The 12,753-nt window shown below is 65.3% G+C and carries 13 protein-coding genes; 1 reads left to right on the forward strand and 12 read right to left on the reverse strand.

Going from position 1 to position 12,753, the window contains the following annotated elements:
• The 12 genes from ACE039_RS08735 to ACE039_RS08790 all read right to left on the reverse strand — a co-directional run.
• Positions 1 to 1,277 (reverse strand): carbamoyltransferase family protein (locus tag ACE039_RS08735; RefSeq protein WP_485822135.1); only part of this gene is annotated, 1,277 nt, incomplete at its 3' end.
• Positions 1,265 to 2,389 carry a glycosyltransferase family 9 protein gene (locus ACE039_RS08740; protein WP_485822136.1) on the reverse strand — a complete coding sequence of 375 codons (1,125 nt, stop codon included), beginning with the start codon at positions 2,387 to 2,389 and terminating at the stop codon, positions 1,265 to 1,267. The genes ACE039_RS08740 and ACE039_RS08735, both read right to left, overlap by 13 nt.
• A complete protein-coding gene (locus tag ACE039_RS08745; RefSeq protein WP_448712748.1) occupies positions 2,386 to 2,973 on the reverse strand; it encodes a D-glycero-alpha-D-manno-heptose-1,7-bisphosphate 7-phosphatase in 588 nt (195 codons plus the stop codon). Before ACE039_RS08745 ends, ACE039_RS08740 begins: the two co-directional genes overlap by 4 nt.
• Entirely contained in the window at positions 2,964 to 3,692 is a 729-nt protein-coding gene (locus tag ACE039_RS08750; RefSeq protein WP_313461796.1) for an SDR family oxidoreductase, read from the reverse strand. Before ACE039_RS08750 ends, ACE039_RS08745 begins: the two co-directional genes overlap by 10 nt.
• Before the next feature lie 10 nt (positions 3,693 to 3,702).
• Positions 3,703 to 4,974, reverse strand: coding sequence for a glycosyltransferase family 4 protein (locus tag ACE039_RS08755; protein ID WP_485822137.1), 1,272 nt, complete (start codon positions 4,972 to 4,974; stop codon positions 3,703 to 3,705).
• A 48-nt stretch (positions 4,975 to 5,022) separates the two neighbouring features.
• Positions 5,023 to 5,568, reverse strand: coding sequence for a BON domain-containing protein (locus ACE039_RS08760; protein WP_313461793.1), 546 nt, complete (start codon positions 5,566 to 5,568; stop codon positions 5,023 to 5,025).
• 476 nt (positions 5,569 to 6,044) lie between these two features.
• Positions 6,045 to 8,741 (reverse strand): ATP-binding cassette domain-containing protein, encoded by a 2,697-nt coding sequence (locus tag ACE039_RS08765; RefSeq protein ID WP_448712755.1) that lies wholly within the window; start codon positions 8,739 to 8,741, stop codon positions 6,045 to 6,047.
• Positions 8,738 to 9,226, reverse strand: a complete 489-nt coding sequence (locus ACE039_RS08770; protein ID WP_313465022.1) for a hypothetical protein — start codon at positions 9,224 to 9,226, stop codon at positions 8,738 to 8,740. The genes ACE039_RS08765 and ACE039_RS08770 overlap by 4 nt, the downstream gene beginning before the upstream one ends.
• A 52-nt stretch (positions 9,227 to 9,278) precedes the next feature.
• Complete coding sequence (locus ACE039_RS08775) at positions 9,279 to 10,148, reverse strand: glycosyltransferase family 2 protein (protein ID WP_485822138.1); 870 nt, start codon at positions 10,146 to 10,148, stop codon at positions 9,279 to 9,281.
• 40 nt (positions 10,149 to 10,188) lie between these two features.
• Entirely contained in the window at positions 10,189 to 10,905 is a 717-nt protein-coding gene (locus ACE039_RS08780) for a PIG-L deacetylase family protein (protein WP_485822139.1), read from the reverse strand.
• Positions 10,906 to 10,932: 27 nt separating this feature from the next.
• Entirely contained in the window at positions 10,933 to 11,766 is an 834-nt protein-coding gene (gene galU, locus ACE039_RS08785; RefSeq protein ID WP_448712761.1) for a UTP--glucose-1-phosphate uridylyltransferase GalU, read from the reverse strand.
• 88 nt (positions 11,767 to 11,854) lie between these two features.
• Positions 11,855 to 12,379: a VOC family protein gene (locus tag ACE039_RS08790; protein WP_485822140.1), complete on the reverse strand. Its 525-nt coding sequence runs from the start codon at positions 12,377 to 12,379 to the stop codon at positions 11,855 to 11,857.
• Positions 12,380 to 12,407: 28 nt separating this feature from the next.
• Here ACE039_RS08790 and ACE039_RS08795 point away from each other — a divergent pair, with 28 nt between their 5' ends.
• Positions 12,408 to 12,740: a four-helix bundle copper-binding protein gene (locus ACE039_RS08795; RefSeq protein ID WP_485811342.1), complete on the forward strand. Its 333-nt coding sequence runs from the start codon at positions 12,408 to 12,410 to the stop codon at positions 12,738 to 12,740.
• Positions 12,741 to 12,753: the final 13 nt, after the last annotated feature.

Consider the following 12,753-nt stretch of genomic DNA (forward strand, 5'->3'; position numbering starts at 1 on the left):
CCCCCGCCAAACTCCATGCGCCCCTGGAACCAGCCCAGGATCTTGTCCTGCGCCAGCAGCGCGGCGGCCTCGCCCGCCACATCGTCAAGCCGCCGGAAGTCCAACCGCGACTTGTACAGGAACCGCTCGATCTCATCATCCGAATACGACGGCCCAAGATAGGCGTGTTCCATCGACCACGCGCGCTTGCCGCCGCGGCGGTGATAGTCGACGTAGAGAGCCGCGCCCAATGACGTGCCCGCGTCGCCGGCGGCAGGCTGCACCCATACGCTGTCGAACGGGCCGTCGCGGACAATGCGCGCATTCATCACGCAGTTCAACGCCACGCCGCCCGCCATGCAAAGATTGCGAGCACCGGTTTTTTCGTGCAGCCATTGCGCCATGTGCAGCACCGTTTCTTCCAACACGTATTGCAAGGAACTGGCGATGTTCTTGTGGCGGTCTTCGAAGGGGGCGCCGCGCTGCCGCGCCGGGCCGAAGCGCTCTTCCAGCCGGGCCGGTTGCAACGAATAGCCGCCCTCTTCTTCCAGGCGCAGGATTTCACGGAATTCATTCCGATACTCGGGCGTCCCGAACGACGCCAGCGCCATCACCTTGTATTCGTCGGAAGAATGAAGAAAGCCCAGATAGCTCGTGACGGTCTCGTACAGTAAGCCCAGCGAATGCGGCAGGTCGATCTGCTTGATGCGTGCATACTCGCCTTTGGAGAAATGGCCGAAGCTTGTAGTGGTCCGTTCGCCCCGTCCGTCCATGGTCAACACGGCGCATTCTTCGCAGGGCGCAGCCAGGAACGCGCTGCTTTCATGCGACAGGTGATGGTCCAGATAGATCCACCGGTCCATGATGTGGGCCAGCGTCAGGTCATCGAAACGCGGCGACTTCAGGTGGTGCGGGGCGCCGTCCAGCAATTGACGCGGGGCATTCACCAGGTACGAAAGGAAGAGTGGATCCCACGGGGATCCGCCGCCCGCGCCCGTGCCCGCGCGGGACGGCTCAAGCGGCAGCTGGATATCCGACGGATGCGGACGCCCTTCGGCCAGCAACGCCGGGTCATAGGAATAGACGATGTGGTCAACGTCCCGCAGGCGGATGTCCGCTACGGACAGGCAATAGTCGATGGCGTAGTACGGCAATTGCCACGTCGTGAACGGAACCGGTCGCTTGCCGTGCTTGACACGGGTAAAGCGCTCTTCCTCGGCCGCTGCCACGACGACGCCATCATGCACGAGCGTGGCGGCACAGTCGTGATAGGCCGCATTGATGCCTAGTGTGTACATGGAACGCTCTCCTTGGCGGCCCGCGGGCCGGATTGCTGCTGGCGGGTCAGGCTCATCAATTCACGCGCCGCCATCGCGACGCGCTTGGGCTCGACACCGGCCAGGCAGGATTGATGGCCCTCGGGGCAGACGCTTCGATAGCAGTACTTGCAGGGCACATCGTGATTCAGCACCCGCGATGGCGTGTGCCATGGGGTGTGCTGGGGGTTCGTCAGGGCGTACAGGTCCACGACCGGAACGCGCAGCGCCGCGGCGATATGCGCGGGCCCGCTGTTGTTGCAGATCACCACGGCGGCGTGTTCCAACGCGGCCGCCAGTTCGCCCAGCGTCAAGCGGCCGGACAGGTCGATCAGGCCGGGCAACAGGCAGCGCGCTTCGCTCAGGGCCGATGCCAGCGATTCGGTTTCATGGCCGCCCAAAAGCAGGATGCGGCGGCCATCGCCACGCAACTCCACCAGCGCCTCCACCAGCTGATGCGCCGGATAGCGCCGGGAAGGCGCGGTTGCGCCCGCATGCACGCAGATCCATCCCTCGGCCTCGCAGACCCCTTCGCGATGCAACTTGTCGCGCAGTGACAGCCGATCGACGTCCCTGACCTGGAACGACATGCCCACCTCGTCGCTACGCGCGCCGATGGTCGCCACCAGATCCAGCTGGCGTTGGACTTCGTGGCGCACGCCCTGCGCGGGCTCGGTTTCACGAACCCAGTCCGTAATCAGCCGGTAGGGGTTTTCACGGCAATGCGCAAGCACCCGGGGAACGCCGGCCAGGTGGCACAACAGCGCGGCGGGCAGCGGACTTTGACTGTACGTCGTGAAAATCACGGCGGCGTCCGGCCGCAAGGCGCGCAACCGGCCGATCGCGGCAATATCCTCGCCACGTCCCGCCGAGCCATTCTTGACCCACGCAGCATCGTAGGACAAGGTACTGTCGACTTCGGGGATGAACGGCGCCACCGCGGCGCCCGCCGGCGAGGTCAACAACGACAAACGGCGTGCGCCGGACTGACGCAGCGCCCGAAAGGCCGGCGTGCACATCAGCACGTCGCCCATGTTGTCCAGACGGACACATAGAACATGAGCGCAATCTTGCCAATCCGGCACCATGGTCATGCTCCTTGCGCCGAATGCGCGGCCTGATGCCCGATGATGATGCGGGCAGCAGCGTCCAGGTCGGGCGCGCGGCAGAACGGCTCTCGGCCGGGGCCGGTGCGCCATTCCGTTTCATTGCCGACGTCCAGCAGGATGCTGCGGCATCCCGCCCGGTTGCCCGCCTCGACGTCGTCCAGGATGTCGCCGACGAACCAGGAATCTTTCAGGTCAAGGTCCAATTCCTGCGCGGCGCGCAACAGCAGGCCCGGCTTGGGCTTGCGGCAGTCGCAGTCAACGGCATAGTCTTCGACCACGCCGTCGGGGTGGTGCGGGCACCAGTAAAACCCATCCAACCGGGCCCCTGCCGCTCGGAACATGGCGGCCAGTTTCACCTGGACGTCATGCAGCGCGTCCGCGGCGAACAGGCCCCTTGCCACGCCGGACTGGTTGCTGATCACCACCAGGCACACGCCCGTCGCACCCAGGCGCGAAAGCGCCGCGAACGCCATCGGCGCGTAGGCCATACGGCCCGGATCGACGTTGTAGGGGTCATCGACCAGCACGGTGCCGTCCTTGTCCAAAAACACGGCTGCCCTCAGGGCCATGACGTCTCCTTCATCGGCAGGACCATCACTTCGGGCACCACGGTGTCGGCAGGCTGCGTCAGCACGAACCGTACTGCCCGCGCGACATTGGCCGGGTCCTGCAAGGTGTCGGTATCGATATCGGGAAACCGATCCAGCAGGAACGGCGTGCGCATCCCCCCGGCAATGACGGCGCTGACCTTCAGCCCGGCGCCTCGCAGCTCGGCGTGCAGCGCATGCGACAGACCCATCAGGCCCCACTTGCTGGCGTGATAAGCGCTGGCGTTCGGCCATGCCCGCCGGGCGGCCGTCGAGGCCACGTTGACGATGTGTCCGCCCGGGCTCAGGCGGCTCTTGCCCAGCTTCGCCATCAGGAATGGGCCGGTCAGGTTCGTGCGCAACACGCGCTCCCAGACGTCGGCATCCAGCTGATCGATCGGCGCGGTGACATCGATGCCCGCGCTGTTGACGATGGCGTCCAGCGCGCCGAAGCGTTGGACGACTGCGTCCAGGCCCTCCGCCACATCCGCCACCACGCCCACATCCATCACGCACACCATGACGTCGGCCCCCGATTCCTTGAGCTTGCTGGCGACCCCTTGGGCGCGTTGCTCATCGATATCGGTAACCACGACGCGCGCGCCTTCGGCGGCCAGCATTTCGCAAAGAGCGGCGCCTAACCCGCTGCCGCCGCCGGTGACCAGCACAACCTTGCCTTGCAAGCTTTCGCATTCATCCATGAATTGCTCCTTAGGCCGCGATCCGCGTTGCCGCGCGATCGCTCAACGGCACGCCGGCCGCCATGCGTCCGTAAACGGACAGAAGGTCCTGACCCACCCGCTTCCAGGTGTACAGGCGCCGGGCCCGCAACCTGCCAGCCTCGCCCATGCGCTCGCGCAGCGACGAGTCGACCGCCAGTTGCGCCAGCCGATCCGCCAGGCTGTCGGGATCCTTGGGCGGCACGAGAAAGCCCGTTTTGCCATGCACGACCGTGCTGCGTATGCCGCCCGTGTCCGAGCCCACCACCGGTCGCCCGCAGGCCATCGCCTCGACAGGGGTGATGCCGAACGGCTCGTACCACGGCGTGGTGACGAAGACATCGCTGGCGCTGTAGTACATGGCCAATTCTTCGCGGCGGCGACGGCCCGCGAAATCGACCCACTCGGCCACGCCCTCTTCTTCGGCGATGCGCCGCAAGCGGCCGATTTCCGGCGTGGCGGCCGGATCGGCGTCATCGGTATTGCCACCGACGACGCACAGCCGCGCGTCGATACCATGCCGTTGGCGCAGCCGCGACAAGGCGCGGATCACGTTGTCGACGCCCTTGCGCGGCACCATCCTGCCTAGCTGCAACAGCGTGAAGGCGTTGTCGTCCCAACCCAACGCCATCCGCGCCGCTGCGGCGGGAACGGGCACCATTTCCGCCGAGTCGTAGCCGCAGGGCACGATCTCGATGCGACGCGGGTCGGCGCCGTACAAATCGATCAGGTCTTTGCGGTCCTGCGGACATTCCGCGATGATGCGGTCCGCCTGCCGGGTGATGTCGTCCTCGATGTCGAAGCGGCTATCCGGAAAACGGTCCGCTTCCTGCTGATATTGCCGGCGCACCTTCCCCAGCGCATGAAAGGTCACGGCCAAAGGAATGCCGTACCGCTGCGCGGGCGGCAGCGCCGCCATCGCCGACATGAAGAAATTGGCATGGATAACGTCGTAATCCGCCGCTTGCCGGCCGATATACCGCGACAGGAACGCAGAGAATTCATCCATGTACGGCAACATGTCTTCCTTGGGCAAAAAACGCTGCGGCCCCGCCGGGACATGAATCACGCGCACGCCGTTCATCCAGCGGTGTTCCATTTCAAGCTCGGGGTCGTCCTTGCGGGTGAAGACGTCCACCTGCACGCCGGCCCGTGCCAATTCCCGGGCCACATGGGCGACATATACGTTCTGCCCGCCGCTATCCACGCTGCCCGCGAGGGCCAGGGGCGAGGCATGTTCACTGATGATGGCTATCTTTTTCATGGTGCCACTCCGTTGTGCCGATCGGCGCTTGATTCCAGTCGGCCGGCGTCATTCACGGCCGCCTCCGATTGCGGTGTCGCCGAACGACGTGCCCCCTTTTTCTCCGGCTCCCGCAACGCGGATCCGGTTATCGACGTCTTGCACACCCGCGCAGGCGTCCGCGCAATCTTCAATGCGATGCTTGGTGCGGCGATCGCGGACCGTGCCTTCAAGGGTCACGCGGCCATCCGTCACGTTGACCGATACGTCGCTGACGTCCAGGCCGCTGTGCGCCAGATATTCACAAACGTTCTCGCGCACGCGTTCATCTGAACGCGTGTAGCCCTTGGGGTCCGTGCGCCGCGAACCCCGGTCTCGCCAGGCAGTGGGGCCGCGGTTGTAGCCGCCGCGCTCGGCGGTTTCGAACGAGGCCTCGGGCTCGTCCGCCCATTGCGGCCGATCGCCGTAGTAGCCGCCTTCTTCATCACCGTAGGAAGTCGGGCCGCCGTAAGTCGGGTTGCGCGAGCCATATACCTGTTCGCGCTGATACGACGGGTCCTGGTTTCTGAATCCGCCGTAGCTGCTTTGCCCGGGATCGGCGCTGCGGCTCCGCACGCCGCCTCGTGTTTCACGCGTGCCCGGTGCTCGGCGCGTTCCTTCCCCTTGATAACCAAAGGACGGCGCGGGATCCCGCCAGGGTTCCTGGTCGCCGGAATGCCTCGGCGACGTATCCTCCCGGCCCGGACTCCACGGCCCGTCACGCCCCGAGCCTCGGCCGCGTTGCTGGGCCTGCGGATAGAGATCATCGCGTGACGCGGGCCCCCCAGGATCGCGGTTGAAATCGTCATCGTCGTCTCTGCCAAAATAGCGTGGGTCACGGATCATGGTGCCTCTCCTTGGATGCGGTTTGCAGCAATTCCGGTGCGGATCTCCAGCGCTTGCGAACTCGCCTGATCCAGAAGCAAGTGGTGTGCCGACGACGGCCCAAAACACCTGGCGTCGAGGGGCTTGCGTATCACCCGCTTCTTGCCCGGCACTTCTTACAAGGGCGGGTAAGAAGTGCCGGAACAGGGCCGGTGACACAACGCCTGTCATGGGCGGGCCACGGGCAACAGCGCGCCGATGGTGGCGACAATCTCGTTGGGGTCCGCGGGCTTGGCCAGGTGAACCTGGAACCCGGCCAGCAGACTGCGCAGCCGGTACTCCGGACTGGCGTGCCCGGACAGCGCGATCGCCGGCAGCCTGTGTGCCAGCCCCGCGCCCCGCTCCGCCTCCATGGCTCGGATCCGCGCCACCACCTCGTATCCGTCGATGTCGCCCAGCGACAGATCGCAGATCAACACCTGGGGCCATTGCTCCGCGGGCGCGGCGGCAAGCGCCGCCAGCGCTTCATTCCCCCCCGCGTACTGCGTCACGCTGGCGTCGTTCGCCTTGAGAATCTCGGCGACCATGTCCCGCGCCTCTGCCTGGTCATCGATCAACATGATCGACGCCCCGCGCAGGTCGGGCAGCTTCACATCCGGGCGCAGTGGCGTGGGTTCCACCGCTCTGACGGGGAAATCGACGGAATAGCAGCGCCCTCCCGATGACGCTGCGGCGCTGTGGAACACGCCGCCCTGACGTTGCGCTTGCGCGGCGAGTTGGGCGGGGTCGACCGCCGCCGCGGCGCGCAACACATCGGGAATATTCAGCGTATCGTCAGCTTCCGGACTGACCGGCTCGACGGCCCCGGCCAGTCGGCCGTCCGTCACGGCAAGGCGCGTCAAGGGGCCTTCCCGCTGCAGCCGGATTTCGATGCGCCCGCCCGGCGGCGTGACTGCGATCGCGTGCAGGCAAAGATCCCACACCAATTGCTGCAAGGCGCTGGGGTCGCCAGTAATGCGGGCGGCTTCGTTGCCAATCAAGGTGTAGAGGTTCACGCCCTTGTCCTGGGCCAGTTCGCGCGATGCGTCCAACGCCCCGGCCACTACCGCCACCAGATTGACCGGCTGGCGCGTGTCACGGCCGCGCGCCTCCTCCAGCGCGGATTGCTGCCGTTGCAAGGCCCACATCTGCGCGTACATGCCGTTTTTTGCCAAGAGGTCCTCATGCGAGCCCTGCTCGACCACGCGGCCCCGGTCCAACACCAGTATGTTGTGTGCATGCACGATGGTGGACAGCCGATGCGCAATGATCAGCGTCGTCCGCCCGCGTGAAAGTCTTTCAAGTTCGGCCTGGATCGCGCGTTCCGTGCGCGTGTCCAACGCCGAGGTCGCCTCGTCGAACACCAGGATGGAGGGGTCTTTGAGGATCGCCCGCGCAATCGCGATGCGCTGGCGCTCGCCACCCGATAGCTTGACGCCTCGTTCGCCCACGCGCGTGTCGTAGCCGCCGGGCAGGCTCTCGATGAATTCGTGGACCCGCGCGCCGCGCGCGGCCTGGACGATCTGGTCACGGGTCGCCTCCGGCTTGCTATAGGCGATGTTGTAGGCAATGGTCTCGTTGAACAGCAGCGTGTCCTGCGGCACGATGCCCACGGAACGGCGGACACTGCGCACATTGACGGCCCGCAGGTTCTGGCCGTTGACCAGGATGCGACCCGAATCGGGGTCATAGAAGCGCAACAGCAGGCGCGCCAGCGTCGACTTGCCGGAGCCGCTGCCGCCCACCACCGCCAACGTGGTCCCGGCCGGCACGGTCAAATCGACGTCCCACAGCACCTGGCGGCCGGGCTCGTAGCCGAATCCCACGGATTCAAAGCGAATCTCGCCCGCGCCGGGCTCCAACGCCGGCAGGGCGGGATCGTCGCCGGTTTCCGGAGGATGGCGCAGCAGGCCGCACACACGCTCGGCATTGATGAATGCCTCTTTCGCTTGACGGAAAATCAGGCCAAGCGTATTCAAGGGCAGGCAGATCTGAATGATGTATGCGTTGACCAGGACCAGGTCGCCCACCGTCATGGTTCTGGCCACCACCTGCTGGCCAGCCAGCAGCATCACCGCGGCCACCCCGCACGCAATGATTCCACTCTGGCCTACGTGCAGGCGCGACAGCGACCGCTGGTTCCTGATGCCCACATGGGTCCAGTCCTCAAGCACCCGCGACAATCGGTCCGCTTCCAGTGTTTCGTTGGTATTGAGCTTGATCGCGTCGATATTGAGCAGGCTGTCGACCATCTGCCCGCTGGCCCGGGAATCCAGTTCGTTCAACCGCCGCTGATACACCACCCGTTTGCGCACCAGGATGGTCGTATAGGCAAAGTACGCCACGAACGTGACCGTGACGATCAGCGCGAACCACGGGCTGTATCCCAGCACCAGGATCAGCACGACCGAGACGATCTCCACCAGCGTGGGCAGCAGCGTGAAAAGGCCGGTGCCCAGCAGAAACCCGACGCCGGCCGTGCCGCGTTCTACATCACGGGCCAGGCCACCGGTCTGCCGGGAGCCGTGAAAGCGCGCCCCCAGCCGCTGCAACCGGTCGAATACGCTTACCGTGAATTCCGCGACGGTGCGCTGCGCCACCTGCACGAACACCACATCGCGCAGTTCGGTGAATACGCTGCCCCCAAAGCGGATAACCGCATAACCCAGCAGCAAGAAGACGGGCAGGGTCAACGCGCCGGGCGCGCTGAGCGTATCGACGATGTTCTTGAGGACGGCAGGCACCAGGACCATCAGCAACTTGGCCGCCACCAGCAGCGCCACGGCCGCGGCAGTACGGCCGCGGTACTTCCACAGCGCCCGAAAGATAGTTCGATTGACCTCGCGACGGGAAAACTCCGCCGTGGCGTTGTCTGCGTCGCTCATGATGTAGGCCTCCCGGAGAAGGCGTCGCGTCGCGCCTGGACGACGGCCTTGAACAAGGACGCGACCGCCGCTGCGAAGGCTTCGTCGTACCAGGGGTTGGCGCCGCTGACCGCGACCACGATCCCGTCGATCCAGACGCTGCCCCACACCGGCAAGTCCTTGGCATGCAGCAGATGGGGCTTGAGCGCCAGGACGTCGTGGCTGGACAGGCCCGTGCGCCAGCTCAGGCGCGCCTTGCCGCGCGCAAAAGCGCCGTAGTCCGCATCCCAACCCTCGGGATCTCCGATGCTCTCTTCGTAGAGAATGGCATTGGCGAAATCGCATTCCCCCGGTTTCGCCAACGGGTTCATGATCACGACGTGAAGAAAACCGCTTTCACCGACACGCGTGTTGGACAGTGCGGCGTCCAGCATCGGCCGCGCGAGCGCAACGGCTTCGATCGCGGCGTCGCGCTCCCAGTACGCGGCAAAGGGCGTAGGTTGCATGACAAGTCCCTCCAGAATTGCGGCAAGGCCGAAATCACGGGAGGAGCAAGGACTATTCCTGGGGCCGCCGTCCGTCCCCGGCCCGCCACACGGCGGCGAGCTTGCGGCAAAGCGCGGCGTCAAGGACGCGTCTATGCCCTGCGACCCGCCTCCAGCCCTGCAGCGCGTCCCGGCACGCGCCTATGCGGGCTTTCCATCCTGGCAAGGCCGACAACACGTGCAGGCTGCGCGCCATCGCCATCCGTGGTGGCAGGCGCAGCCATGCCGTCCATAGCGCGTTGCGCGCCAACAGGCGCCGGCGCAGCGGCGCGTCCCGGGATGCGGACGGCCAATGCCGGGTTTGCACGGCGGGCGCATAGACGATGCGGCCGCCCTGCGCCAGGATGTCCAGCGCCAGCAACTCTTCTTCCCCACCGATAAAAAAAGGGGGCAGGTATCCCCCCGCCCGTCGGAATGCGCTTGTCCTCATCACGCAGGCGCCGGCCATGAAGCCCGTCAATTCCGGCCCGACCCCGGGCACGTGGGGCAACGGACTGGCCTCCATCGCCAGGCAGGCAGGATCCGGCCGGGCGTCCTCCCCCACCCAGATCCGGGCATTCAACACCGCGATGTCTTCGTGCGCGTCCAGGATCCCGGCCGCCTGTTCCAGCGCCCCCGGCATCCAGCACGTATCGTCATCGCAGAACGCGACATAGGGTGTCGCGACTTCGGCGACACCCCGGTTCCGGCCGGCGGCGCCCAGGTTGGCGGCGGTCTCAACCAGCCTTGCCCGGGGAAAATCCTGTTTGATGCGCAGCGCCGTGCCATCGCTACTGCCGTTGTCCACCACGATCAGGGCGGGGTTCCCCGGCAACGCGTCGATACGGGCCAGCGTGCGGCAAACCTCTTCGCACCGGTTATAGGTCAGCACGACGATAGACACCCGCCCGGCTGAGGACCGCTGCGCGTTGGCCATACCTTGCCTACCGCAGCGCCGACAGGCGCCAATAGCATTCCTGGGCGGCAAGCTCGCGCGCGGATCTTCCCAGCCCCTTCAACTGCGACGCATACGCCGAGATCAGCCGGGCCTTCGCACCGGCATCCACGGCATACGGATGCGGGGTGACTGCGATGCCGCGTGCGTACAACTGAACCAGCCGTTCCTGCACCAAGCCGGGGTATGACCGGTAAGGAACGTCTTCATAGGCGAACCACGCGACGCCGGGCGTCGCTTCGCGGATCATCAGCCCCGCATCGCCCACCCGCATGTGATCGCCATGGAAGAGCCCCAGCGGAATCGCCACGACGTCCGGAGCCAGGCTCGCCACCGCGTGAAACAGTCTTTCCGTCATCAGTGACCGGTCTTCGTCGGGCGCCTCCCGGTATTGGCTGTCCAGCAAGCCCAGGTCCAGGCCCGCGCATTCGATCATGCTCAGCGCCTTCTGGTTCTCTTGCTGGCGCCGAGCCATCGCTTCCGCCGCACTGGAAAACCCGCAGCGCCGGTCCCAGTCCGTCAGTCGGTCAGACGTGTCCGCCAGCCCGCTGCATACCGTCACGACCGTGCTGCCCGGACACACCGAGAGCCAGCCGCCGCAACTGAGAATGGCGTCGTCATAGTGCGGCGAAACCACGAGCAGGCGGCTTGGCGGCACAGGGGCGCCGTCCGGCCCCCCTGTCCAATCACGAGAAGGTGCTTGCATATCGGCGCTCTGGAGCGGAGGGTCGGGTCATGACAGGCCGTGGTATTTCCTGCCGATTTCCATCGTGGCCTGGTAGAACCCTTCCTTGCTGCCGCAGTCATAGCGCTTGCCGTCGTATTCGTACCCGAATACCGCCTTGGATCGCATCAGGCTGGCGATGGCGTCCGTCAACTGGATCTCGCCCCCCACGCCAGGCTGCGTGTTGGACAACACGGTGAATATTTCCGGGTCCAACACATAGCGGCCGACCACCGCCATGTCGGAAGGCGCGTCGGCCGGATCCGGTTTTTCGACGATGCCGGACACCCGCATGACATGGGCCGACGCCTTGGTGCCTGACACAATGCCATATTGGCGGGTCGCGGCCTTCGGCACGCGCTGAACCGCCAGGACGCTACCTTGAAACTCTTTTGCCACCTTCATCATTTCGCCGATGACGGGGGAATCCGCATCGATAAGGTCGTCCGCCAACAGCACGGCAAACGGTTCATCGCCCACGATAGGCGCCGCGCATAGCACGGCATGCCCCAACCCCAGCGGGGCCGGTTGGCGCGTGTAGACGCACTTGACATGAGAAGGGATGACGCTGCGCACGGTATCCAGCAATGCCACCTTGTTCTTCGACTCCAGTTCCAGTTCCAGTTCAGGAACCCGGTCGAAGTGATCCTCTATCGCCCGTTTGTTCCGGCCCGTCACAAAAACCAGTTCAGTGACGCCGGCCGCCACGGCCTCTTCGACGGCGTATTGGATGAGCGGTTTGTCGACGATCGGCAACATCTCTTTGGGCATGGCTTTCGTGGCCGGCAGGAACCGCGTGCCCAGGCCAGCAACGGGGAATACCGCTTTGCGTATCGGGAGCATAAAAGCCTCTGTATCGTTATGGTCCGCGCCCTGATCTGCTGGACGCAACTGCACTGAGCAAATGGCGTTCCCGGACCGCATCCCGCTGCTATTCGATTGCGACCGAACACACAAAGGCAAGCTTATTGCCCTCTGGGTCCCGACAATAGGCCGCGAAAAAGTCCGGCGCATAGCGGGGGCGCAGGCCAGGTGGCCCCTCATCGACACCGCCCAGCTCCAGCGCCCTGCTCCAGCATTCCCGCACCGCCGCGCAGGTTTCCGCTTGAAAACTGACCTGGCTGCCATTGCCCCACGTCGCCGGCAATCCATTGAACGGCGGCGCCACGACGAACGACGGCCAGCGCCGATCCCCGCAACGCCATATGACACCGGCGGGGCCGGCGTCATCGACGCCGTTGCAACGCGTCAGGCCAAGCGGCCGCAGGACCACGTCATAGAACGCCACAAGCCGCGGCCAATCTCGAGCGCCCAGTTGAATGTGCGTATACATGCCAGGATCCTCCTGTATCGAAAGCCCCCGAAGAAAGAAAGCTCGCAAACCGCATGCCGGAAAAGACATGCGGAAACGGCCACGCCGCCCCGCGCGACGGGCACGGAATGTGCTGTGGCGCATGACCACCCATCACCCGTAAGGAGTCGTCATGAAACCTGCGTCGAAAGAATTGGATCGTTGTGTCGACAGTTGCATCGCCTGCTACCGGCGGTGCATGCAAACTGCGATGGGGCACTGCCTGGAAGCTGGCGGAAGGCATGTGGAACCCACCCACTTCCGTCTGATGATGGCATGCGCCGAGTTATGCCGGACGGCCGCCCATGTCATGCTGGCTGGGGTAGAAAACCATAAAGCGGTCTGCGGCGCATGCGCCGTCCTGTGCCGCGACTGCGCCCGCAGCTGCGAGGGCCTCGACGGAATGGAAGATTGTGCGCGCACGTGTAAGGAATGCGCCGACCTGTGCGACAAGATGGCGGCATGAGGCGCCCCGCCGT

It is taken from the genome of Achromobacter maghribensis (assembly GCF_057334215.1).

What these genes read in the sequence shown, in the direction of transcription:
- ACE039_RS08740 (WP_485822136.1), bottom strand. Translation starts at nt 2,389, where the DNA reads ATGACCATGGTGCCGGATTGGCAAGATTGCGCTCATGTTCTATGTGTC.
- ACE039_RS08750 (WP_313461796.1), bottom strand. Translation starts at nt 3,692, where the DNA reads ATGGATGAATGCGAAAGCTTGCAAGGCAAGGTTGTGCTGGTCACCGGC.
- ACE039_RS08795 (WP_485811342.1), top strand. Translation starts at nt 12,408, where the DNA reads ATGAAACCTGCGTCGAAAGAATTGGATCGTTGTGTCGACAGTTGCATC.
- ACE039_RS08755 (WP_485822137.1), bottom strand. Translation starts at nt 4,974, where the DNA reads ATGAAAAAGATAGCCATCATCAGTGAACATGCCTCGCCCCTGGCCCTC.
- ACE039_RS08790 (WP_485822140.1), bottom strand. Translation starts at nt 12,379, where the DNA reads ATGCGCCACAGCACATTCCGTGCCCGTCGCGCGGGGCGGCGTGGCCGT.
- ACE039_RS08745 (WP_448712748.1), bottom strand. Translation starts at nt 2,973, where the DNA reads ATGGCCCTGAGGGCAGCCGTGTTTTTGGACAAGGACGGCACCGTGCTG.
- galU (WP_448712761.1), bottom strand. Translation starts at nt 11,766, where the DNA reads ATGCTCCCGATACGCAAAGCGGTATTCCCCGTTGCTGGCCTGGGCACG.
- ACE039_RS08770 (WP_313465022.1), bottom strand. Translation starts at nt 9,226, where the DNA reads ATGCAACCTACGCCCTTTGCCGCGTACTGGGAGCGCGACGCCGCGATC.
- ACE039_RS08765 (WP_448712755.1), bottom strand. Translation starts at nt 8,741, where the DNA reads ATGAGCGACGCAGACAACGCCACGGCGGAGTTTTCCCGTCGCGAGGTC.
- ACE039_RS08780 (WP_485822139.1), bottom strand. Translation starts at nt 10,905, where the DNA reads ATGCAAGCACCTTCTCGTGATTGGACAGGGGGGCCGGACGGCGCCCCT.